The organism is Streptomyces sp. NPDC021080 (genome assembly GCF_044333225.1).
In the GTDB taxonomy this organism is placed as follows: Bacteria; Actinomycetota; Actinomycetes; order Streptomycetales; family Streptomycetaceae; genus Streptomyces.
The window spans coordinates 1-21858 of the sequence record NZ_JBIRQM010000036.1 but is presented as its reverse complement, the minus strand read 5'-3'; the positions used below and the strand labels follow the sequence as shown (position 1 = coordinate 21858).

The 21858-nt window shown below is 68.2% G+C and carries 22 protein-coding genes and 2 pseudogenes; 19 read left to right on the top strand and 5 right to left on the bottom strand.

Translation table 11 applies throughout. From position 1 onward, the window contains the following. From ACH4S8_RS43790 to ACH4S8_RS43760, 7 genes are read left to right on the top strand one after another with little or no spacing between them, the layout of a single operon-like run. Complete coding sequence (locus ACH4S8_RS43790) at positions 1–522, top strand: cupin domain-containing protein (RefSeq protein ID WP_398404714.1); 522 nt, start codon at positions 1–3, stop codon at positions 520–522. Beyond that, positions 515–1264 (top strand): SDR family oxidoreductase, encoded by a 750-nt coding sequence (locus ACH4S8_RS43785; protein ID WP_398404712.1) that lies wholly within the window; start codon positions 515–517, stop codon positions 1262–1264. Before ACH4S8_RS43790 ends, ACH4S8_RS43785 begins: the two co-directional genes overlap by 8 nt. A 56-nt stretch (positions 1265–1320) precedes the next feature. Next, the gene (locus ACH4S8_RS43780; RefSeq protein ID WP_398404710.1) at positions 1321–2103 is read left to right on the top strand and encodes an SDR family oxidoreductase; all 783 of its coding nucleotides are present in this window, start codon (positions 1321–1323) and stop codon (positions 2101–2103) included. A gap of 11 nt (positions 2104–2114) precedes the next feature. After that, a complete protein-coding gene (locus ACH4S8_RS43775) occupies positions 2115–3740 on the top strand; it encodes a thiamine pyrophosphate-binding protein (RefSeq protein WP_398404708.1) in 1626 nt (541 codons plus the stop codon). A 21-nt stretch (positions 3741–3761) separates the two neighbouring features. Beyond that, a complete protein-coding gene (locus ACH4S8_RS43770; protein WP_398404706.1) occupies positions 3762–4706 on the top strand; it encodes a PDR/VanB family oxidoreductase in 945 nt (314 codons plus the stop codon). A gap of 32 nt (positions 4707–4738) precedes the next feature. Continuing rightward, positions 4739–4975 (top strand): recombinase-like helix-turn-helix domain-containing protein, encoded by a 237-nt coding sequence (locus tag ACH4S8_RS43765; RefSeq protein WP_398404704.1) that lies wholly within the window; start codon positions 4739–4741, stop codon positions 4973–4975. A 2-nt stretch (positions 4976–4977) separates the two neighbouring features. Beyond that, complete coding sequence (locus tag ACH4S8_RS43760) at positions 4978–6018, top strand: Rieske 2Fe-2S domain-containing protein (protein ID WP_398404702.1); 1041 nt, start codon at positions 4978–4980, stop codon at positions 6016–6018. A 155-nt stretch (positions 6019–6173) separates the two neighbouring features. On the opposite strand, the gene ACH4S8_RS43755 is transcribed toward ACH4S8_RS43760, so the two are convergent. Continuing rightward, positions 6174–6710, bottom strand: a complete 537-nt coding sequence (locus ACH4S8_RS43755; protein WP_398404700.1) for a tryptophan synthase subunit alpha — start codon at positions 6708–6710, stop codon at positions 6174–6176. After that, on the bottom strand, positions 6707–6829 hold the full coding sequence (locus ACH4S8_RS43750; protein WP_398404698.1) for a hypothetical protein: 123 nt from the start codon (positions 6827–6829) through the stop codon (positions 6707–6709). The genes ACH4S8_RS43755 and ACH4S8_RS43750 overlap by 4 nt, the downstream gene beginning before the upstream one ends. Before the next feature lie 681 nt (positions 6830–7510). On the opposite strand from ACH4S8_RS43750, the gene ACH4S8_RS43745 reads away from it, so the two are divergent. The 3 genes from ACH4S8_RS43745 (at position 7511) to ACH4S8_RS43735 (ending at position 10412) form a co-directional block, all read left to right on the top strand. Then, on the top strand, positions 7511–7903 hold the full coding sequence (locus ACH4S8_RS43745) for a hypothetical protein (protein ID WP_398404696.1): 393 nt from the start codon (positions 7511–7513) through the stop codon (positions 7901–7903). Then, entirely contained in the window at positions 7900–9720 is a 1821-nt protein-coding gene (locus ACH4S8_RS43740; RefSeq protein WP_398404694.1) for a caspase domain-containing protein, read from the top strand. Before ACH4S8_RS43745 ends, ACH4S8_RS43740 begins: the two co-directional genes overlap by 4 nt. Positions 9721–9794: 74 nt before the next feature. Next, a complete protein-coding gene (locus ACH4S8_RS43735; protein ID WP_398404692.1) occupies positions 9795–10412 on the top strand; it encodes an NUDIX hydrolase in 618 nt (205 codons plus the stop codon). 33 nt (positions 10413–10445) lie between these two features. On the opposite strand, the gene ACH4S8_RS43730 is transcribed toward ACH4S8_RS43735, so the two are convergent. Then, a complete protein-coding gene (locus tag ACH4S8_RS43730) occupies positions 10446–10676 on the bottom strand; it encodes a hypothetical protein (RefSeq protein ID WP_398404690.1) in 231 nt (76 codons plus the stop codon). A 367-nt stretch (positions 10677–11043) separates the two neighbouring features. On the opposite strand from ACH4S8_RS43730, the gene ACH4S8_RS43725 reads away from it, so the two are divergent. The 4 genes from ACH4S8_RS43725 to ACH4S8_RS43710 all read left to right on the top strand — a co-directional run bounded on the left by ACH4S8_RS43725 (position 11044) and on the right by ACH4S8_RS43710 (position 14084). Then, positions 11044–11247, top strand: coding sequence for a cold-shock protein (locus ACH4S8_RS43725; RefSeq protein WP_103550103.1), 204 nt, complete (start codon positions 11044–11046; stop codon positions 11245–11247). 496 nt (positions 11248–11743) lie between these two features. After that, on the top strand, positions 11744–13240 hold the full coding sequence (locus tag ACH4S8_RS43720; RefSeq protein ID WP_398404687.1) for a DEAD/DEAH box helicase: 1497 nt from the start codon (positions 11744–11746) through the stop codon (positions 13238–13240). Between the two features lie 256 nt (positions 13241–13496). After that, positions 13497–13703 carry a hypothetical protein gene (locus ACH4S8_RS43715; protein WP_398404685.1) on the top strand — a complete coding sequence of 69 codons (207 nt, stop codon included), beginning with the start codon at positions 13497–13499 and terminating at the stop codon, positions 13701–13703. 66 nt (positions 13704–13769) lie between these two features. Continuing rightward, complete coding sequence (locus tag ACH4S8_RS43710; RefSeq protein WP_398404683.1) at positions 13770–14084, top strand: SCO5918 family protein; 315 nt, start codon at positions 13770–13772, stop codon at positions 14082–14084. Between the two features lie 188 nt (positions 14085–14272). Here the strand turns inward: ACH4S8_RS43710 and ACH4S8_RS43705 are convergent. After that, a pseudogene (locus ACH4S8_RS43705) lies at positions 14273–14781 on the bottom strand (transposase); the annotation flags it as partial. An 801-nt stretch (positions 14782–15582) separates the two neighbouring features. Next, positions 15583–16011 (bottom strand): annotated as a pseudogene (locus ACH4S8_RS43700) (transposase family protein); the annotation flags it as partial. Positions 16012–16288: 277 nt separating this feature from the next. On the opposite strand from ACH4S8_RS43700, the gene ACH4S8_RS43695 reads away from it, so the two are divergent. The 5 genes from ACH4S8_RS43695 (at position 16289) to ACH4S8_RS43675 (ending at position 20978) form a co-directional block, all read left to right on the top strand. Then, positions 16289–17159 (top strand): IS5 family transposase gene (locus ACH4S8_RS43695; protein WP_398404681.1). Its coding sequence is split into 2 segments (ribosomal slippage): positions 16289–16707 and positions 16706–17159, totalling 873 coding nucleotides; the frame shifts between segments, so codons are not numbered across the junction. A 45-nt stretch (positions 17160–17204) separates the two neighbouring features. Further along, complete coding sequence (locus ACH4S8_RS43690) at positions 17205–17531, top strand: hypothetical protein (RefSeq protein ID WP_398404679.1); 327 nt, start codon at positions 17205–17207, stop codon at positions 17529–17531. A gap of 118 nt (positions 17532–17649) precedes the next feature. Then, positions 17650–19242: an ISAzo13 family transposase gene (locus ACH4S8_RS43685; RefSeq protein WP_398404677.1), complete on the top strand. Its 1593-nt coding sequence runs from the start codon at positions 17650–17652 to the stop codon at positions 19240–19242. 262 nt (positions 19243–19504) lie between these two features. Further along, complete coding sequence (locus tag ACH4S8_RS43680; RefSeq protein WP_398404675.1) at positions 19505–19936, top strand: NfeD family protein; 432 nt, start codon at positions 19505–19507, stop codon at positions 19934–19936. Positions 19937–19940: 4 nt separating this feature from the next. Further along, positions 19941–20978 (top strand): SPFH domain-containing protein, encoded by a 1038-nt coding sequence (locus ACH4S8_RS43675; RefSeq protein WP_398404673.1) that lies wholly within the window; start codon positions 19941–19943, stop codon positions 20976–20978. Positions 20979–21858 lie beyond the last annotated feature (880 nt).

The following is a 21858-nucleotide window of genomic DNA, read 5'->3' as shown; positions in this document are numbered from 1 at the left end:
ATGCCTCTGACCACTACCGAGTACGACAACGGCAGCGACCTCGCCCGGTACACCGACTCGCTCATCGCGACGAAGGACTCCCGCGAGCCCGACTGGAACACCCTCGCCTTCCAGGCGAAGGCCGGCGACCAGTACCGCCGTGCCCAGATCCGCTACGTCGGCTCCGGAGCCACCGGGAACCACGAGGGCGACAACCGGATCCTCCCGTCCGGCGGGTTCACCTTCTCCAACATGCTGCTCCCGCCCGGCGCCGAGGGCCCCGAGCACACCCACCACGACGTCGAGGAGGCCTTCTTCGTCCTGGAGGGACAGGTCCGGGTCGGCATCCACCGCGGCGAGGACGAGGTGGAGTACCGCACCCTCGGCTACCGGGACATGATCGTCGTCCCCGCCGGTGTGGCTCGCTCGCTCAAGAACGAGGGCGACACCGACGCCCTGTTCTGTGTGGTGATCGGCACGCGGAAGCCGCAGGTGCCGACCTACCCCGAGCACTCACCGATGCACGGCGTCACCCGTGACTGAGCGGCGCACCGTCGTCGTCACCGGCGCGGGCCGTGGCCTGGGACTGGCCATGGCCCGCCGGGCCGGCGCGGACGGCTTCCGCGTCGTCGTCGCCGAGCTGGACCGGGGCCGGGGTGAGGACACCGCGGCGCAGCTGCGCGACGAGGGCTCCCACGCCCACTTCGTCCACTGCGATGTGGCCGACCCCGCATCGGTCGGCGAACTCGCCGCCTCGGTTGCCGAATTGGGTCCCCTGCACGGCGTCGTCAACAACGCCGCGCTCGCCAACGGCGTCGGCGGCAAGGAGTTCCAGGACATCGACGTCGAGGTGTGGGACCGGATCATGACGGTCAACGCCCGCAGTCCCTGGCTGGTGTCGAAAGCCCTGCTGCCCCAGCTGCTCGCCCACGGCGCGGGCGGCCGGATCGTGAACCTCGCCTCCGACGCCGCCCTGTACGGCTCGCCCCGGCTCGCCCACTACATCGCCTCCAAGGGCGCGGTGATCGCGCTGACCCGGGCGATGGCCCGCGAACTGGGCGACAGGGGCGTCACCGTGAACGCCGTCGCGCCCGGCCTGACCGAGTGCGAGGCGACCGAGACCGTGCCCGCGGAGCGGCATGAGCTCTACCGCGCGGGCCGGGCCATCTCCCGCCCCCAGCAACCCGACGACATCACCGGGATCGTCGCCTACCTGCTCGGCCCGGAGTCCCGCTACCTCACCGGACAGGTCATCGCCGTCAACGGCGGCTTCACCATGCACTGACCTGGCCGGCCCCCCTCATCCCCTCGACCGCACCCGCCCCACAGGAGACAACTGCCATGGATCTGGGCCTCGCCGACCGCACCATCGTGGTCACCGGCGGCAGCTCGGGCGTCGGCCTGGCCACGGTCCGCGCCCTGCTCGACGAAGGCGCGAACGTCGCCATGTGCGGCCGCGACACCGACCGGCTGGCCGAGGCCGCCGCCCGGCTCGGCAACGAGCGGCTGCTGACCGGCGTCTGCGACGTACGGGACGCCACCGCCGTCGAGGAGTTCGTCCGGCGCACGGCCGAGACGTTCGGCGGCATCGACGGGCTGGTCAACAACGCCGGCCAGTCCAGGATGAAGAACCTCGACGCCTCCAACGCCGACGACTGGCGCGACGAGCTGGAACTCAAGTTCTCGGGGGTGCTCAACCCGCTCCACGCGGCCCGCCGCCATCTGGCCGCCTCCAACGCGGCGAGCGTCGTGAACATCAACGCGGTTCTCGCCAAGCAGCCCGAGCCCCGGCTCATCACGACGAGCGCCGCCCGCGCCGGCATCCTCAACCTCGCCAAGTCCCTGTCGGTGGAACTCGCGCCCGAGGGCATCCGGGTCAACTCCGTCTGTCTGGGGCTCATCGACACGGGCCAGTGGACCCGCCGCCACACCGCCACCGGCTCGGGGACGAGCTACGAGGACTGGCAGGCGGAGCTCGCCGCCGACCGCGGCATCGCGCTCGGCCGGCTCGGCCGGGCCGAGGAGGTCGCGTACGCCGTCGTCGCACTGCTCTCACCCCGCGCCTCCTACATCACCGGCACCAGCATCGACGTCTGCGGCGGCGTCGGCCGCTCCATCCTCTGAGGAGACCCATCATGCGTTACGACAACGGAGGCGATCTCCTCGTCGCGATCCTGCGCGGCCTGGGCATCGACACCGTCTTCGGCATCGTCAGCGTGCACAACCTGCCGCTGGTGGAGGCCGTCGACCGCGAACTGAGGTTCGTGCCCGTGCGGCACGAGGCATCCGCCGTGAACGCCGCCGACGCCTACGGGCGGGCCCGTGGCTCCCTCGGATGCGCGCTCACCTCGACGGGCACCGGAGCGGGCAACGCGGCCGGCTCCCTGATCGAGTCGCTCAGCTCGGGCACGTCCGTGCTGCACATCACCGGTCAGGTGGAGAGCCGGTTCCTGGGCAGCGGACGCGGCTTCATCCACGAGACCAAGGACCAGCTGGGCATGCTGACGGCGGTCTCCAAGCACGCCGCCACGGTGCCGTCCGCCGACGAAGCGGGCCGGATCCTGCGCGCGGCGGCCCGGGCCGCGCTCACCGCGCCGGGCGGACCGGCGAGCGTGGAATGGCCGATCGACCTGCAGTACGCGCCCCAGACCGACATCCCCGAGCCCGCCCCCGCCATCACCGTGCCGGCCCCCTCCGCCGGTGAACTCGGCGCCGCGGGCGCCCTGCTGGCCTCCGCCCGACGGCCACTGATCTGGGCGGGCGGCGGCGCGGCCCGGGCCCGTACGGAACTGGCAGCGGTACTGTCCGCGACCGGCGCGGGGCTGCTGACCTCCAACTCCGGACGCGGAGCGGTGCCCGAGGACCACCCGCAGGTCGTCGGGAACTTCGCCACCGCTCCAGCCGGGCGGGCGCTGCTCGCCGACGCCGACCTGCTGCTGACCGTGGGCACGCACTTCCGTTCCAACGAGACCGCCGACTACGGGCTGGGACTGCCCGAAGCGCACATCCAGATCGACCTCGACGCAGCGTCCCTCGGCCGCGTCCACCCGGCCCGGCACGCCCTGCACGGCGACTCGGCCTCCGTCCTGGCGGCTCTGCTTCCGCACGCGCGGCCCGCCGACGCCGACTGGACCGAGCGTGTCACGCAGGTCAGGAAGGAGGTGCGGTCCGTCCTCCACGACAGCATCGGCCCCCAGGCCGCCCTCTGCGACGCCCTGCGTGCCGCACTCCCCCGCGAGGCGGTCGTCGCCCGCGACGTCACCATCGCGTCGAGCAGCTGGGGCAACCGGCTCCTGGAGATGTACGACCCGCGCGACAACATCTTCCCGCGCGGCGGCGGCATCGGGCAGGGACTCGGCATGGGCATCGGCGCCGCGCTGGCCCGACCCGACGCACCGACCGTGGTCCTGGCGGGCGACGGCGGGCTCGCGGTGCACCTCGGTGAACTGCTCACTCTCGCCCAGGAGAGGCCCCGGCTGACCCTGGTCGTCTTCAACGACGGCGGCTACGGAGTCCTGCGCAACATGCAGGACCGCTACAGCGAGCGCCGCTCCGGCGTCGACCTCGCCACCCCGGACTTCGAACTCCTCGCACGAGCCTGCGGGCTGCCGTATCTGCGGATCGGTGCCGAAGAGCACGCCGCGCCCGTGATCGGGCAGGCCGTCGCCTCGGACGGGCCGACGCTCGTCGAGGTCGACCTGGCGGCGCTGGGCCCCATGAAGAACCCGTTCACCCCGCCCGTGAAGATCCCGGGCCAGTAAGCCAGTAAGGAGGCGGCAGGCATGAGCGAGAACGACCTGCGGCTGATCGTCCACCGGATGACGTGGGAGGCCGAGGGCATCCTGTCCGTCGAGCTGGTCCACCCGGACGGCAAGCCACTGCCCGGGTGGACACCCGGAGCACACCTCGACGTCCATGTCGGCGGACAGATCAGGCAGTACAGCCTGTGCGGCGACCCACGGGCCGGCGACAGCTACCGGATCGGCGTGCTCAACGAGCCCGCCTCGCGCGGCGGTTCCCGCTATGTACACAGCACACTGCGCCCGGGCCGGCCGGTCACCGTCTCCGAGCCGCGCAACCACTTCGCACTGGAGGACGCGGCCGGATACGTGTTCGTCGCCGGCGGCATCGGTGTCACTCCCCTGCTGGCGATGGCCCGGGAAGCCACCCGGCGCGGCACCGCGTGGCGCATGGTCTACGGCGGGCGCACCCGTGCGTCCATGGCGTTCACCGCGGAACTGACCGCCCTGGCCGCGCACGGCGGCGAGGTGACCCTCGTCCCGCAGGACGAGCACGGACACATCGACCTGGACGCGGCGCTCACCGGCCTGCCCGACGGCACGCTCGTGTACTCCTGCGGCCCGGAGCCGCTGCTCGCCGCCGTCGAGGCACGCTGCCCCGGCGATCGACTGCGCCTGGAACGGTTCGCGGCGCCCGTCGTGGAACGCGACGGCGACGAGGAGGCGTTCGAGGTCGAGTGCCGCACCTCGGGCATCACACTCGCCGTGGGCGCCGACACCTCGATCCTGCAGGCCGCCGAGGACGCCGGACTGAGCGTGCAGAGCTCCTGCCGGGACGGCATCTGCGGCTCCTGCGAGACACGGGTGCTCGACGGCACCCCGGAGCATCGCGACTTCCTGCTCAGCGAGGCCGAACACGCGGCGGGCACGACGATGATGATCTGCGTCTCGCGCTGCGCCTCCGGCCGACTCGTCCTCGACCTGTGACCCCCTCCTCCCCCGCTCTCAGGAGACGCACCGTGACCAACTCCGCCACCGACAACCAGCCGTACCTCGAGATCCACCAGAGCCGTACGCACGAGCCGACCCCCTACGAGTACAAGCTGGCCGCCACGCTCGAAGAGGTGTTCACGCGGGACGGCCACGACCTGGCCGACGTCGTACGCGGGCTCAACGCCCGCAAGGTCCACGCGCCCGACGGCGCCCCGTGGACCGAGCAGTCCTTCCGCGCCGAGATGCACCGACTGGGAGCCTGACCATGACGCTGTCGACCTCCGCCACCGCCGAACACATCCACGCCAACGGCCTGCGCAACCAGTGGCACGCCGTCGTCCCCTCGCGCTTCGTCGCCCCGGGGGCCATGCGCAAGGTGACCGCGCTCGGCGAGCAGTGGCTGCTCTTCCGCCGCTCCGACGGCCGCCTGTCGATGCTCGCCGACCGCTGTCCGCACCGCGGCGCTCCCCTGTCCCTCGGCAAGCACCTGGGTGACCGGGTGGCCTGCTGGTACCACGGTGTCGAGGTGGAGACGGACGGCACCGTCTCGTCCGTACCCGGCTTGCCCGGCTGCAACCTGGAGGGGAAGCGGCTCGTCACCTCGCTGCCGGTGCGTGAGGCCGGCGGCGCGATCCTCGCGTACTTCGGGGACGACGAACACCCCGACCCGGTCGAACTGAAGCTCCCCGACCCGCTCACCGACCCCGGGACGGAAGCGATCCTCTGCTACGCCGAGTGGAACGTGCCGTGGCGCTACGCCGTGGAGAACCTGCTCGACCCGATGCACGGCGCCTTCCTGCACCACGAGTCGCACACGATGTTCGAGGGTGACACCACGGCGAAGTTCCGCATCCGGGAGACGGACCGCGGCTACTTCTTCGAGAAGACCGACCAACGAGACGTCAACTTCGACTGGGTCGAGCTGTGCCGCACCGGTGTCGACTGGGTCGACCTGTCCATCCCGTACCCGCCGTCCGCCGGCCCGGGGGGCGCGTTCGGCATCGTCGGCATGGTGTGCCCCGTCGACGAGTCGCGGTGCGGCGTCTTCTTCTGGCGCTACCGGCGAGTGCAGGGCTGGCAGCGCGACACCTGGCGCTTCCTCTACAAGACGCTCATCGAGAAGCGCCATTGGGAGGTCCTGGAGCAGGACCGGGTGATGCTCGAGTCCATGCCGGCGGACGCCGACCAGCAGGAGAACCTCTACCAGCACGACCTGGGCGTGGTCCGGCTGCGCCGCCTGTACCGGGCGCAGGCCGAGGCCCAGGCGGCCCCCGGAGAGCGGCACCGTCCGGGGCGGGGGCGCTGAGGGCAGCGTCTTTCCGGATGTTTCCGCAGGTCGACCATGGGCGGGGTGAACTCCCCTCCGGCCGGCCCGGAACGAGTCATCCCTGGTGACCGGTTCGGCTCATTGCTGCTGGGGCATAGAGCCAGCCTGTTGCGCTGCGGGTGAGGCGGGCGAGTTCACTGTCGGTGACCTGGCGGGGGGAACTGTAGGTTGTGCAGTCCGGCCGCCCGGGCAGCGGCGCTCCACGCGGCCGCTTCGGCCGGAGGGAGATCCGGGATGAGTGTTCCTGCGGCGCCGGCGGCTGCAAGTTCGAGGGCAAACTGATCCGGCGCGTATGCGCGCCCAGGCTCCCAGTACGTCATCACGAGGACGCCGGCTTGCGTGGTCTCGGCTGCGCGGCGGACCGTGGTGAAGAAGCGCTCTGTGCTCGTGCCGTGTGCAAGGGAGCGCTGGTTGGCCTCTGCGACGACTGGTCCGTCATGCGGTGTGTGGGCGGCCGGCAGGCCGATCTCAAGTACGTCGGCACCGGCCGCGGAGAGCATCTGCAAGGTCTCGACGTCGAGGCCGGGAGTCGGGAATCCAGCCGACAGACAGACACCGGGCGCAGGCGGGGACTGGACCAGCCTGTTGATGAGTTGGACGGCACCGGGAACTACGTTGTGCACGGGAAGTCCTTCGGGAGCTGTCGACCGAGACAGGACGGGCTTGGTCACGGGGCGAGGCTCGGCAGTGCGTCGGCCTGCTTCTGCTGCGCGGTACGCAGGGACCTGGCGAGAGGGCCGCGTACCGCGATGGCAATCAGCGCACTGCCGACCAGAAGCGCCGCGGCCAAGGGCCGACCACCGGTGGCGATGGGCGAGGGCCGTGACACGAGCTGGTCGCCGCCTCTTTGCACAGGGCTGCGGCCACCCGCGGCGGCGACGTCAGGGGCGTGATCTTCCGTTCGGGCTACGGCAGCGAATATCAGTCCCGGCGTTTCAGAAAGGCCTGCCGCCGGCTCGGCGTGACCCAGTCCACAGGCCGTGTCGGCTCATGCATGGCGTACTCAAGGGCGAGTACGTTCACTGGCGCTCCTTCGCCGCCCGCACCGGGGGGGGCGGCTGAAGATCGCCACCGGGATTACCTGTTTCTGCAACACCCGTCAGCTGCACAGCATGTGCGGATACCGGAGCCTGATCAACTACCGAACAGGGCCATCAGGCCGACCTCACCATGGAGTTGACCGCTTGAGAAGTCTCTACGGCATGAGGGGATTGGCGCTCGCCGCAATAGTCCAAACAGGGATGACGTATCGGCGGCAGTTGAGAAATTGTCCTTGCAGTAACCGATACGGGCAGACAGCAGGCAATCCCAAGTTGAATGAGAAACCTTACGGTTGAGTCGTCAAATTTATTCCACCGTCGGCGGCTTGCCATCCAGCTCTGAGCAGCACAAACTGTAAATGATGACGTAGAGCCCATCGCGAGTTTGACTCTGCGCCGCCCCGACGAGCACGACCAGAGGGGCTGATCCGGTGGAGAACGAACTGCGAATCCTCCTTGCAGAAGAGGACGCGGAAGCCGAACGTGTGGCGGAGCTGACTGGCTACCTGCGCGAGGAACTGCTCGATCTCGACGTGGACGACGTCACAGCGCTCCCCGGTGGGGAGGTCCCGCCCGGAGCACGGGCCGTGGACGTCACTCAGATCGGTGCCCTGCTGGTGGCCCTGGGCAGTTCGGCAACCGCCCTGAACCAGGTGATGACCGCGATCCGGTCGTGGCTGGGCCGGCACCATGACACGCGCCCGTCCGTGCGCCTGCAGATGGGCGATGACGTCTTGGAGGTGTCCGGGGCTACCGACGATCAGATCACGGAGGCGTTCAGGACCTTCGTCCAGCGCCATTCACCGGCTGGAGCCGAGCCATGACGGATTCCAGACATGCGCTGATCATCGCCAACGACCAGTATGCCGACCAGGGGCTGAAGAAACTCAGAGCGCCTGCCCAGGATGCTGCGGCTCTTGAGAAAGTGCTGCACGACCCACAGATCGGCGACTTCGAGGTGGGGGTCGTACACAACGCGTCGGCCGACCTCATGCGCAGGCGTATCCAGGGTTTCTTCAACGACCGCAGCCGTGCCGACACGCTCCTGCTGCATTTCTCCTGCCACGGCCTCAAGAGTGAGTCCGGCGAGCTGTACTTCGCCGCGAGCGACACCGATCCCCCGCTGTTGGCAGCAACGGCCGTCCCTTCGCAGTTCGTCCGCAGCTGCATGTCCAGCACCCGGGCGGGCCGCACCGTCCTGTTCCTCGACTGCTGTTACGGCGGCGCCTTCTCCCGGGGATCGTCCTCTGTGCGCGCTTCCGGAGAAGTCAACGTTCTCGAGTCGTTCGCGAAGGACGAGCCGGCCAGCGGACGAGGCTGGGCCGTCATCACCGCGTCCGACTCCATGGAGTACGCCTTCGAAGGCAACCAACTCGCCGACAACTCCGCTGCGCAGCCTTCGGTGTTCACGCACGCGGTGGTTGAAGGCCTGGAGACCGGCGAAGCCGACCTCGATGAGGACGGGGAAGTCTCCCTCGACGACCTGTATGAGTATGTCTACAGGCACGTACGGGAGCAGAACCCCCATCAGACACCGAAAAAGGCGGCAGAGATGCACGGAGAGCTGCATCTGGCGCACAGTCGGCGTGGCCGCATCAAGATCGTCGCCATTCCCTCGCCGCTCTCCCTGCAAGTGGCCATGAACAGCGACGACGTCCTTACACGGCAGGGCGCCGTGATGGAGCTGCGCAGACGACTGCAGCACACGGAGCTGCCCGTGGCGGAAGGGGCGCGTCAGCACCTGGAGGAGGTCGCGCGCAACGACATCCAGCAGATCGCCGATCTGGCGACCGACGCCCTGAACGAGATCCGCCTGGCACCGTCCCCGGACCACCTGGACTTCGGCCGGCTTCCAAGAGGCTCACCGTCTCGGAAGCAGGCCGTGACCATGCACGGCCCGCCATTGGCCCGTCACTGCATGGCTCAGCCCCAAAAATCGTGGCTGCGGGTCGATCCGACCCTGAGTGGTCTGGAGGTCCACGTCGACACTGCAGCCGAGGGACACCTGTCCGGCGACATCGTGCTGAAAGGGGTGGCCGACGAGTCAGTGATCCACGTCGAAGCGGTGGTGGGCCCGGCACCCGAGCCCGGACCCCGCGCAGAGCCCGCACCTGACTCCTCCGACGGCCTTACAAGGCCGAGGCACGTGCCGAACAGCAAACGAGACACGGTGGTCCTCGAGCATCCGCACGCCCCACGCCGTCCCAAGACGCGGCCGATGACCACTGCACACCAGACGCACACGGACCAGTCGTCCTTGTCCCGCCGTGCTCCCGTCCTCGCCGGTGCCGCTCTCACTCTCGCCGCCGCGACGGTCTTCACCCTCATATGGGCCATTGCGGCGGCGGTGGGAGCGGTGGTGGAGCGGGGCCATGCAGGGCCGTCCGGCAACATCGAGGACGATGTCCATACGTACGGAGCGCTCCCCCCGCTCGCCGTGTGCCTGATCACCGGTGCGGTGGCGCTCGTCATCGGCGCGTTCGCCCGGCACGATGTGGGAGCACGGCAGGAGCACTACACGAGGCAAGCAGCGAGCAGTACGTACACACTGACCTCCATCGCGAAATGGCTGGCGATACCAGCGCTGATCCTGGCCGCCCTTGTGGACATCGCCTATCTGGTGGGCAGCGGTTATTGGTGAACTGGAGGCTGCGGCGGTCCGTTTCTCGTCCAGGGCCTGCATCGCCCGTCAGTGCTTCCTGCCAGGATGCACGGATGGCCTCAACTGACCATCCGTTCACCGGCCATGACGATCAGCCGCGCGCTCACCTTCTGGAGTTGGTCGACGCCATCGAACCCTGGGACAACCTGGAGCGCACCCACCTGGAGGCCGCCGCGCAGTGGATCGTCGGCGGAGCCTCGCTCCATCGGGTGCGCAAGCCGGACATTCCTGCGATGCACTTGGTGAGTTACTTCGTCGCCCTCGACAACACACGCGGACAGCAGCTGCTCGTCGCGCACCGCAAGGCGGGCCTGTGGCTGCCGACAGGCGGACACGTCGAGCCGGATGAGGACCCGTGGGCCGCGGCGGTCCGCGAATGCCGTGAGGAGCTGGGCATCGAGGCCACGGCATCGTCGATCACCGGCGAGCTCCCCTTCTTCCTCACTGTCACCGAGACCCGAGGGCCGGGCGCGCACACCGACGTCTCGCTCTGGTACCTCCTCGACACCGATGCCGACAGCATCACCTCCTACGACCAAGGCGAGTTCGACGCGGTCCGATGGCTGACCGACGAGCAGGTGCTCGAGGAGTCGGGCGAGCTGCTCGACCCCCACATGCACCGCTTCACCCACAAGTTGCAGCATGCCCGGGCCAAAAGGCACTGCGGGTAGGCACCCCGGCTGCCCGCGGTGTCGCCGACCCCGTCATGACGGTGCACCCCCGGGAGCAACAGCAGCACCGCTCACATGGAACAGGGAGCGCAGGCCCTTGCCGGTGACGGCGCGGGGGGCACCGGAGGGCAGGAGTGCGGCCAGGCCGTCGGTGGGGGTGATCTCGCGCAGTGAGGTCTTGCCGTCGACGGCCCACCGGGTGAGGGTGCATGCGGAGCGGTCTCGATTCCGCGTGCGTACCGTGCGGTCGCCGTGCCTCGTCACGCGTGCGACGCGGGTTCGATTTTCGCCCCTATCCCGGGCTCCCCCGCACGACCTTCGGGAAGAAACCCTGCGATCGGGGCGAGCCGATATCTGTCGCAGCGACGTAAGAAATCGCTGTCGGGCGCGATGAGTATTTCTTGATCGACAGGCGTTGTGAGATTTTCGGCCGCGCACCATCGATCGTGACGTGCTACTGTCGATAGCAGTTGCAGTTGTGGTTCCCAAAAAACTTGCGAGCATCCACCCTGTTCTTACGGGTGGAGTTCTTTTGTATTTCCGGTCATTCATTTTCCGGCGGGTTAATCATCGCGGCGACACGGGATCCGCACAGTGCGGGACCCGAGCACCGTCCCGAAGGAGAATTGACATGGCTACTGGCACCGTGAAGTGGTTCAACGCGGAAAAGGGCTTCGGCTTCATCGAGCAGGACGGCGGCGGCGCCGACGTCTTCGCCCACTACTCGAACATCGCCTCCTCCGGCTTCCGTGAGCTCCAGGAAGGCCAGAAGGTGTCCTTCGACATCGCGCAGGGCCAGAAGGGCCCGACGGCGGAGAACATCGTTTCCGCCTGACACCGGCACACACGGCGCAGCTGGGGCCCGCACCTTGGGGTGCGGGCCCCAGCTCGCCGCTTTTTCGGCGCACGGCGCAGACGCCCCGGCAGTCCCCGGCCATGCCTGGCGCGTGCGCCCCGCGACCGCGCTTCCGGGTTCCGGATGACCGGTCCGCCTCATTTTCCGACCTCCTGCCGCCGATGCCGATCCGGCTCCATGCCCGATCTGCTCGTGATCCGCTCCTGGGGCACGCCGGCCCGATCCGGGCCGCCTCCGCTCCACGTCCGGTTCCCGGCTCGACGCTCGTCACGGGTCCTCGTACGACCCGTTTTTTTCTTCACCTGCCATTCCTCCTGTTTCCGGGATGCCGTCGCTTCTCAGGCGTCACATCCCGCGGGAATTCTTCACCGATCCGATTCGGTGCTGATTTCATTCGGCTCGTTCTCGCAATTCTCTGCGCTGCTCATTCGCTGCGGGAATTCCTTGATACGTGCCCGTTCAAGGAAGGTTCCGCATGAACCGCACGCGCACGAACGATCGCTTCAGCCGCACCCGCTCGGAGGGCGCCGGCACCCGACGGGGCGGCAGCCGCTTCGGGGCCGTCTCCACCGGCCGATCCGGCGCTCCCGCCCGGTCGAAGGGATATGGACGTCAGCAGGTCTCACCGCAGGGCGAGTTCGCGCTGCCGGTGACGACCACGCCCGCTCTGCCGGCCGTGGAGGCGTTCGCCGACCTCGCCCTGCCGGCGCCGTTGCTGGCGGCGCTCGGCCACGAAGGCGTGTCCGTCCCCTTCCCGATCCAGGCGGCGACCCTGCCGAACACCCTGGCGGGCCGTGACGTTCTCGGCCGAGGCCGCACCGGCTCGGGCAAGACCCTGGCCTTCGGCCTCGCGCTGCTGGCCCGCACCGCCGGACAGCGCGCGGAGCCGCGACTGCCGCTGGCCCTGGTCCTCGTACCGACCCGGGAACTGGCCCAGCAGGTCACCGACGCGCTCACCCCGTACGCCCGTTCCCTGCGGCTGCGGATGACGACCGTCGTCGGCGGCATGTCGATCGGCCGACAGGCCGGTGCTCTGCGCGGCGGGGTGGAAGTCGTCGTCGCGACCCCGGGCAGGCTCAAGGACCTCATCGAGCGGGGCGACTGCCGACTGGACCAGGTCGCCATCACCGTCCTCGACGAGGCCGACCAGATGGCCGACATGGGCTTCATGCCGCAGGTCACGGCGCTGCTCGACCAGGTGCGTCCCGACGGGCAGCGCATGCTCTTCTCCGCCACCTTGGACCGCAACGTCGATCTGCTGGTTCGCCGCTACCTGTCCGACCCGGTGGTCCACTCCGTTGACCCGTCCGCGGGCGCGGTCACGACGATGGAGCACCACGTGCTCCACGTGCACGCCGCGGACAAGCACCGGACAACCACCGAGATCGCGGCCCGCGACGGCCGGGTGATCATGTTCCTGGACACCAAGCACGCGGTGGACCGGCTGACCGAGCACCTGCTGAACAGCGGAGTCCGCGCCGCGTCCCTGCACGGCGGCAAGTCCCAGCCGCAGCGCACCCGGACCCTGGCCCAGTTCAAGACCGGGCATGTGACGGTCCTGGTGGCGACCAATGTCGCGGCGCGCGGCATCCATGTCGACCAGCTGGACCTCGTGGTCAACGTCGATCCGCCGACCGACCCCAAGGACTACCTGCACCGCGGCGGCCGTACGGCCCGTGCCGGCGAGTCCGGCAGCGTCGTGACCCTGGTGATGCCCAACCAGCGCCGCGACATGAGCCGGCTGATGGCGGCTGCCGGCATCAGCCCGCAGACCAGTCAGGTGCGTTCGGGTGAGGAAGAGCTGAGCCGCATCACGGGCGCCCAGGCTCCCTCGGGCGTGCCGGTCGTCATCCGCGCGCCGGTGACGGAACGTCCTCGCCGTGGCCCGTCCGCCTCCTCCCGGGGCCGGCGCGGCCGCTCCGGTCAGGGCCGGTCCACCGGTACCGCCACGCGCGGCTCCGCCCAGCAGTAGTCCGGTATCCGGCAGTGGCCGGGGACCGAGCGGGGCCCGGGCTACGGCCCGGCGGCTCGGTCCCCCGGCACGCCGGTCTCCGGTTCCCGCTCACCGGTGACCGCGGAACGAAGACAGGTCGCCGTGCTCCACACCACACCCACCCCGCAGGAGGCACCTTTTGACGCTCGTTCAGACGCAGCCGTGTTCCGTGGGCACCCTCCCTGCCGTCGTCGCCGACCCGGGTGACGCGTCCGGGCCACGGGTAGGGGGCGACATGACCGTCGAGGTGGCCCTGGCCGTGATGGCGGGCGCTCGTGTCGGGCGTCTCGTCGTGTGCGACGAGGACGACCAGCACACGGACTCGGTCACCGAGGCCCAGCTCACCATGGTCCGCGACGGCTCCGCATACACGGACCGGATCCGTCTGCGCGATGTCCTCCGCCTCCGCCGCGGCCCGGGCGCTCTCGCCCTCTCCTGCTGAGCGTCCAGCCGTCCCGCCCCGAGCCGTCCGGCCCCGCCGGCACTCTCCCGCTACCTATGAGGCTTCATGCGCTGTGTCATTGCCCGCTTCCCGTTCGACCTCTCCAAGAGTGGAGTGCTGGAGTCGATGAAGGGGATCAAGCCCGAGCCGATCACGGGTGAGTCCGTGATCATCGGCCGCTGCCACTATCCCGTCAAGCAGGTCGGCGAGGTCATCACCCGCCAGGATCGCCGCGACTTCACGAGCGGGGAAGTGACCCGGGCCATGGCCCGGCTCGGCTTCACCTGCCGCACCCCGGAAGCGGCCGTACCCCCGCGCGCGCTCAGCCCGCTCCAGAACGCATCATCCCTGCTCGGCGGCCCCGCCCCGTTCGGGCTCTGAGAACGTTCGCCTGCGCCAGGACACCATGAGGGCCCCACCGGGACAGACCGGCGGGGCCTTCGTTGCATGCCACTGGCCGAAGTACCTGAAGTCGCCCACGATCCAGGCGCTGACGTCCTCGATCGCGACCCGGTACATTCCGCCGGTATCGGGGATGCCGACACTGCCCTGAGCGATCCACGGCACGATCTGCGGCGCAGCCGGTTGCGTAGGTGATCGAAGTCGTAGTCCTTGTCCGCGTGCAGCTTTGCCGGGCGGCGGCGCCGACATCCTGCACGTGGCACTCTTGCCCCGGTCAACAGGATTCGGACCCGTCAGATCCCCCTTTTCAGGGCCCGCATGTTCACCGAGTCGATCGCGCACCGCGACCAGTCCAGGTCGCCCCGGGATCCCAGTTCGTCGAGGACCAGGCGGTGGAGCTTGGGGCCCACACTCTGGCCTTCGTCCACTCGGCGAACCGACGGTGGGCCGTCGCACCAGACGGCCCAAACGACGCTGCGGGCAGCTGCTGCCACGTGCAGCCGGACGTGGCCACAAACACGATCGCGGCCAGGACCTCCCGGTCGCCATGGCGACGCCGGCCACCGCCTTGCGGGCGCGACGGCGCCTCCGGCACCACCCGCTGGAACAGCTCCCACAGCTCGTCTGGCACCAGCCGCTCAACGATTCCCGCCACGGCCGTCACTGGCGCGGACATAGGCTATGCCGGGGTCACCGCATGCGCAGTCGGCACCCAGTTGAGGAGTCGACGTCGTCCGGGTGCTTATCGACCTTACCGATACTGCCGTCGGTAGCCTCGACCTTGTATCCGCTCAGGTCGGTGCCCGTGGTGTGGCCAGCGGCTGGCTGGTCGTCCGAACCCCAACCCGACCATGCCGCCACTGCCTTGCGGATAGCTCCCCGAGCACCTCACGCTTTCATCGCAGTACCCCGAGTGGAGACCTGTGCCTACGGCAAGCTCCACGAGCCGATGTGGGTGGAGACCTTCCACAGCCATTCGAGGCAACCCCTGGGTCATTAACGACCCTGCGGGGCGTGTGTCAGCGGCGGCGCAGCACCATGACGACAGCGACGATGACGATGACGAGGACGACGGTACCCAGGCCTATGTACACGATTTTCTCTTTCCCTCGGAAAGCGCACCCATCGGTGCGGCAGGGCCCGAGTGCCCCCGTCGGGGCCTTTCACTCCGCCGGGCTGATTTTATTGCCCCGCTGTGACCTGTACTCGTACTACCGGTGGAGCGCCCGTACTCGATCTGTCTTCCAAGAATGCGTCGACTCCAGATTCTTCCACCGTGCTTTCGGGCAGGGTGCCTTGTCCTTTAGGGCCGGGGTGAATGCCCGCTCCCGCGGGGAGGGGCGGGGGAAGTCGAATCGCCGCCAGGGCGGTTCGGTGTCTCGGGCGAGACGGTGGTGAGGCCGGCCTCGAGCGGGTGCGGCACCTCGGAGTCGACGGCGGTCGCTCGACGGCGGTCGGTGGTCGGGTGGGTCGGTGGCATGCCTGCCGCGAGTACCGCCGGCAAACGTGCCCCTGCCCCGCCCGCTAACTCCTTCACCACATTCTTGATCTGCCTGGTCAGACGGGTTGTGCGCCGCTGGTAGCACTTCAGCAGCCCCGACATCTGTTCGCGGAAGGTCTGCCGGCAGCCGCGTGTGGGACACACCAAGCACCGCACCTTCACACGGACCACCACGCGCCGTCCGTAGACCGGCACGTCGGCCACACTCCGCACCTGATAGCTGTGCACGCGCTCTGACAACGCGCCGCAGGTCGGACAGACCGTAGTCTCCTGCGGAGTTCGCGCCCGCACCAGGATCCGCTCACCTTCATCGGTCACATCCTCGATGACCAGCGGGGAAAGGCCAGAAAATACAGCCTGTGCAAGCTCGTTGACGTCCTTCACCTGAGCTTCAACGACCCCCATGACAGCGCGTCACCACCGAAAGTGAGACAGAGCCGTTAAATTGGCTCTGGCTCACTTTCGGGATGCTGTTGGTGATCTTCAGTTGGTCAGGGTTCGGCAGAGTCGCTTGAATCGGCTGGCGGGACGGGGCTGGCGTGGTGGTGAAGTGCCTGGCGGGAAGTGTCCGCTCAGTCTGATGATGTTCGTCCAGCGGCGGTTAGCCTCGATCTTTTGTGACGGTCCACCGACATAGTCGGTGGACCGTCACAAAAGATCGAGGCTAAGAACGCCTAACACAATGAGGTGGATCGGTCCCTGGTGGCCGTGTCCGTTCGGCGGGTTCGGTGTTGTCCAGACCGTGGGGGCTTCACCGTGGATCGTGTCAGATGGCTTGTGGGAGCGGATCGAGCCGCTGTTGCCGAAGAAGGAACGACGGTTCAGGTGCCCAGGCCGCAGGCCGGTACCGGACCGGCAGGTGCTGTGCGGGATCCTCTTCGTGCTGCACACCGGCATCCAATGGGAACACTTGCCCCAGGAGCTCGGATTCGGCTCGGGTATGACCTGTTGGAGACGGCTGCGGGACTGGAACTATGCAGGTGTCTGGCAGCGGCTGCACGAGATGCTGCTGGCCGAGCTGAATACTGCCGCTCGGCTCGACTGGTCGAGGGCAGTCGTCGACTCCAGCCACGTCAGGGCGCTAAAAGGGGGCTCCAGACGGGCCGTCGCCAGTCGACCGGGGGCGAGCCGGCTCGAAACATCACCTGATCACCGACGGACACGGCACACCGCTCGCGGTCATCCTCACCGGTGGTAACCGCAACGATGTCACCCAGCTCATGCCCCTGCTCGACGCCATCCCACCCGTCCGGGGAAGAGCTGGCCGGCCACGCCGCAAGCCCCAAGTCATCTTCGCCGACCGCGGCTACGACCACGACATCCACCGCGATCAGGTCCGGGCCCGCCGGATCATCCCGGCCATCGCCCGACGCGGCACCGCCCACGGCAGCGGCCTGGGGGTCTATCGATGGGTCGTCGAGCGCGCCTTCGCCTGGCTCCACGGCTTCAAACGACTCCGCGTCCGCTGGGAACGCCGAGCCGACATCCACGAAGCCTTCCTCAAGCTCGCCTGCTGCCTGATCACCCACCGCCAAGTGCTGTCGCTTACCTGACCAGCAACCGCCCATGCCGGAAGACAGGTCCGGCAGACTGATCGCATGAACCGCGACGACCTGGAATCCGCACTCGATCGGGACGACAGCACCTCCGCACGTGCCGCCCTGGCCGAGCTCCAGGCAGGTTCTGGCTTCGAGCTCTTCCAGAGCCAGACCGCCTCTGCACGCCAGCTCTGGGACATCTGGTCCCACCGGCATCAGGTCATGCTCGACACCGGAGTTACCCCTCGCCCCGGGCTGGCCGAAGCCGTCGACAGACTCCATGCCGCGGGAACAGCCCGGGTCTACCTGGCGACGATCACCGGCTCGCAGCGACGGTTCGCCATCTTCCTCACAGAAGACCTCACCCGCTCCATCGCCTGCATGTAGCCGTTAGCTTCATTGTGTTAAGCGTTCTAAGGGCCTGCCGATCATCAAGGTGTTGCTTTCGGGGCTGGGGCTCGTCGGTTTCGTATGCGTCCCGGACGAGACTCGTGAGCAACTTGCCGTGAAGTTCGCGGTGTTGTTCCCGCATCTGGACGAGCGGCAGCGGCGGCTGCTGATGGCCGCGGAGGCTCAGGAACTGGGGCATAGCGGTGCCCGGTCCGTGGCCAGGGCGGCCGGGGTGAGTGAGACGACGGTCCGCAAAGGGATGTCCGACCTGGAGGCGGGCGACTCCCTGCTGGGGCGGGTACGGCGGCCGGGCGGCGGACGCAAACGTGTCGTGGACCTCGACCCTGGACTGCGGACTGCGCTGTTGAGCCTGGTCGAGCCGGACGAGCGTGGGGATCCGATGTCGCCGTTGCGGTGGACGACGAAGTCGACCCGCACGCTGGCGGCCGAGCTGACCCGTCAGGGGCATCGGGTCGGTGCGGACACCGTCGCCGGCCTGTTGCGGCAGGAGGGCTTTCGCCTGCAGGCCAATGCCAAGACGCTCGAGGGCAGTCAGCATGCCGATCGGGACGCCCAGTTCAGGTATCTCAACGAGCAGGCACGCGGCCACCGGGACGCCGGTCAACCGGTGATCAGCGTGGACACCAAGAAGAAAGAGCTGGTCGGCGACTTCCGCAACGAGGGCCGCTCCTGGCGGCCGACGGGCGATCCGGTGCCGGTGCGCGTCCATGACTTCGCCGATCCGCAGCTGGGCAAGGCCATCCCTTATGGCATCTACGACCTGGCGGCCGACACCGGCTGGGTGAACGTCGGCACCGACCACGACACCGCCGCGTTCGCCGTGGAGTCCATCCGCCGCTGGTGGCACGACCAGGGCCACGCCGCCTACCCGCAGGCTTCCCGGCTGCTGATCACCGCGGATGCGGGCGGATCCAACGGCTACCGCACCCGGGCCTGGAAACTCCACCTCGCCCGCCTGGCCGTCGAAACCGGCTTGACCATCACGGTCTGTCACCTGCCACCGGGCACATCGAAGTGGAACAAGATTGAGCACCGGCTCTTCTCCCACATCACGATGAACTGGCGCGGTCGCCCCCTGACCAGCCACGAGGTCATCCTCGAATCGATCGCCGCGACCACCACCCGCACCGGACTGCGGGTGAAGGCCGAGCTGGACACCAACACCTACCCCACCGGCGTCGGTGTCGGGGACGCGGAAATGGCGGCCCTGCCGCTAACCCGTCATGCCTTCCACGGCGACTGGAACTATGCCCTGCATCCCCAGCCGAGCCTGGCCGTCCCGGCAGCCCGCAGCGGCAGGCCACCAGCACCGCAGTGGCATCCGGCGCTGCTGTCCGACCCCACACTGACCGGGCTGACCTCACACCAGTTGCGACAGCTCATCCAGACTCTGGCCCCGCAAGGAGACACACGACGCGGCCGCCCTCCCCGGCTCACCTTCGACGACCAGGTCCTGGCCACCATGCTCCACCTGCACGTCAACCTGGCCGCGGAACCCCTCGCCGTGCTCTTCGGCAGCAGCCGCACCGCCATGCACCGCACCCTGCTGAAGATCAGACGGCTGCTTGAAGGACAGGGCATCGCCATCACGCCGGCCGCCACCCCACCGGCCATCCTGGCAACCCTTCAAGCCAGAGTCGCCGACCAAAACAACGACCTCAACCGCAAGATCAAGACGACAGGTTAATGATCGGCAGGCCCTTAGTTTGTGCAGCAGCGGGTCGGCGACCTTCGCACTCATCTGGCCCGCGCTGAGGAGTTTTCGTGTCTTCTGCTACGAGTAAAATTGACACAAGAGGAGGAGCAGCTGGCTCGGGGCGCACATTACCTCCGATGGTTCGGCAGCGTTCCCTTTTCCAGGGGGATCCGGCTGTCCCGTATCGGGGTGCAGGTGGGAGTAAGGCCCTTCCGCGCCGCACCGCACCGCACCGGTCAGAAGAGGAACGCAAATGGATCCATGGCTGATCTGGTTGATCATCGCGGCCGTGTTGGCTGCGGCGGAGATCTTCACCGTTACTGCTGCGCTCGGAATGCTGAGTGCGGCCGCGTTGGTCACGGCGGGGTCCGCCGCGGTCGGGCTGCCACTGCCGTTGCAGTTCTTGGTGTTCACCGTCGTAGCGACAGTCAGCGTGCTGCTTGTGCGCCCCATTGCACTGCGCCACGTTCTCCAGCCTCAAGCGGAGAGGTTCGGCGTAGACGCACTGATCGGCAAGGGTGCGTATGTCGTCTCGGAGGTGACGGGCCTGGGTGGCAGGGTCCGCATCGGTGGTGAGGAGTGGACGGCCCGTGCCTACGACGAGACGTTGGTGATTCCTCCTGGAAAGATTGTCGACGTCATGGAGATCAGCGGCGCCACCGCGATTGTCTACCCCCGGGACTGAGACCATGGAAACTACGGCGTTGTTGATTGGCGGCCTGTTTGTGGCGCTGATCGCGGTTTTCACCGTGGTGCGGGCGGTCCGGATCGTGCCCCAGGCGCGCGCTCGTAATGTCGAGCGGCTCGGCCGCTACCACCGGACTCTGAATCCCGGCCTCAGCCTGGTAATCCCTTACATCGACCGTGTTCGCCCGGTGATCGATCTGCGTGAACAGGTCGTTTCCTTCAAGCCACAGCCTGTCATCACCGAAGACAATCTGGTTGTCGAGATCGACACCGTTCTGTATTTCCAGGTCACCGACCCGCGAGCGGCTTTCTATGAGATCGCGAATTTCCTTCAGGCGGTCGAGCAGCTCACCGTCACCACCTTGCGCAATGTCGTGGGGTCCATGGACCTGGAGAAAACGCTCACTTCACGGGACACCATCAACAGCCAGCTTCGTGGTGTGTTGGACGAGGCCACCGGCAAGTGGGGGCTGAGGGTCAACCGGGTGGAGATCAAGGCCATCGACCCTCCGCAGTCCATCAAGGACGCCATGCAGAAGCAGATGCGAGCCGAGCGTGACAAGCGGGCCGCGGTGCTCGGGGCCGAGGGGCAGCGCCAGTCGCAGATCCTCACCGCCGAAGGTGACAAGCAGGCCGCTGTCCTGCGTGCGGAAGGTAACCGGACCGCTGCGATCCTCCAGGCCGAGGGCCAGTCCCGGGCCATCGACGAGGTGTTCCAGGCCGTGCATCGCAACGATCCCGACCCCAAGCTGCTCGCCTACCAGTACCTTCAGACGCTGCCCCAACTCGCGCAAGGCTCGGGCAACAATTTCTGGGTGATCCCCAGCGAGATCACCTCCGCACTCCAGGGCGTGTCCCGCGCTTTCAGCGAGGTGCTGCCCCAGTCGCCGGCCACTCGCGAGAAGCCCTCGGACGACATGGTCGCCCAGGCCGCCAACGACAAGGCTCAGGCGGAAGAAGCCGCTGCCGCGGCCCTCGCCGACGCAGCCAAGGCCGAGGGTGCCAACCCGGATGCACTCCCATCTGACCCGCCTCGCTGAAGGAGAGCGGCATCTCTGCCAGCGCAACTCGCACACCGGAAGCGCGAGCGCCTGACCATCTGGAATTCACGGTGCAACGTACGTGGATCAACGAACCCCGGACGGGCCGAGGCCGCGGTCGTGGTCGTGGTCGCGGTCGCGGTCGCGGTCGCGGTCGCGTGATGGGTATACGGCCCGGCCCGCACAGACTCGGTCTGCTGCCACCTCCGGGGCATGTCCCTCGCGGTAACAGCCCTGCTAGGGGTGAGGAGAGCGACGAGGCGGCCCGGGATGCATCGGAGAGGCGTTCCGGGCCGCCAACACCACACCATCAATCTGGCTTCGAATCGCCGCTGCGGCCATTCCGCCAGGACACACGGGTGAGAGGCGCTGCTCGCGCGGTAGTCCTGAGCGTGGTTGGGACCGGACTACGGCTGAGAACTCTAGACCCGGGCGGCGGAAGCCGAATCCTCAGCACTCGCGCACCGGCCACGGCCTGGGAGGCATGACTGGTGTGCAATGTCTGTGCAACGGCCTGTCGGCGACGCTTGAATACTGAGCCGAGTCCACCATGAACCACCGCCAGGACGTGATGCAACAGCCGTGCCACGGTCGCGTCCCTTCTCGTGGTGTAGCCGATCAAGCTGACGGAATCCCCAGGTCGCAGCCCGAATTACCCTCGCTGCAGGCGGCGTTGGGGCTCATCGAGCCGGGACCAGTGGCGATCGCTGGGTAACCGAAAGCGGCACTCACTGGACGGCTCGTAAGCGGAGGCGACAGACCATGATCGGCTACACCACTACGAGGCAACACCATTGCGTTAAGGCTGTGGGTGGGTCTGTCAAGTGGGCGAACGAGAGGGCGGGACCCCGGGTAGGTCCCTTGGTGTCGAGCCAGGGAC

Bases quoted from the DNA above. Each gene is read 5' to 3' on its own strand.
- ACH4S8_RS43790 (WP_398404714.1), top strand. From the start codon at position 1: ATGCCTCTGACCACTACCGAGTACGACAACGGCAGCGACCTCGCCCGG.
- ACH4S8_RS43780 (WP_398404710.1), top strand. From the start codon at position 1,321: ATGGATCTGGGCCTCGCCGACCGCACCATCGTGGTCACCGGCGGCAGC.
- ACH4S8_RS43775 (WP_398404708.1), top strand. From the start codon at position 2,115: ATGCGTTACGACAACGGAGGCGATCTCCTCGTCGCGATCCTGCGCGGC.
- ACH4S8_RS43770 (WP_398404706.1), top strand. From the start codon at position 3,762: ATGAGCGAGAACGACCTGCGGCTGATCGTCCACCGGATGACGTGGGAG.
- ACH4S8_RS43760 (WP_398404702.1), top strand. From the start codon at position 4,978: ATGACGCTGTCGACCTCCGCCACCGCCGAACACATCCACGCCAACGGC.
- ACH4S8_RS43740 (WP_398404694.1), top strand. From the start codon at position 7,900: ATGACGGATTCCAGACATGCGCTGATCATCGCCAACGACCAGTATGCC.
- ACH4S8_RS43735 (WP_398404692.1), top strand. From the start codon at position 9,795: ATGGCCTCAACTGACCATCCGTTCACCGGCCATGACGATCAGCCGCGC.
- ACH4S8_RS43725 (WP_103550103.1), top strand. From the start codon at position 11,044: ATGGCTACTGGCACCGTGAAGTGGTTCAACGCGGAAAAGGGCTTCGGC.
- ACH4S8_RS43720 (WP_398404687.1), top strand. From the start codon at position 11,744: ATGAACCGCACGCGCACGAACGATCGCTTCAGCCGCACCCGCTCGGAG.
- ACH4S8_RS43715 (WP_398404685.1), top strand. From the start codon at position 13,497: ATGACCGTCGAGGTGGCCCTGGCCGTGATGGCGGGCGCTCGTGTCGGG.
- ACH4S8_RS43710 (WP_398404683.1), top strand. From the start codon at position 13,770: ATGCGCTGTGTCATTGCCCGCTTCCCGTTCGACCTCTCCAAGAGTGGA.
- ACH4S8_RS43690 (WP_398404679.1), top strand. From the start codon at position 17,205: ATGAACCGCGACGACCTGGAATCCGCACTCGATCGGGACGACAGCACC.
- ACH4S8_RS43680 (WP_398404675.1), top strand. From the start codon at position 19,505: ATGGATCCATGGCTGATCTGGTTGATCATCGCGGCCGTGTTGGCTGCG.
- ACH4S8_RS43675 (WP_398404673.1), top strand. From the start codon at position 19,941: ATGGAAACTACGGCGTTGTTGATTGGCGGCCTGTTTGTGGCGCTGATC.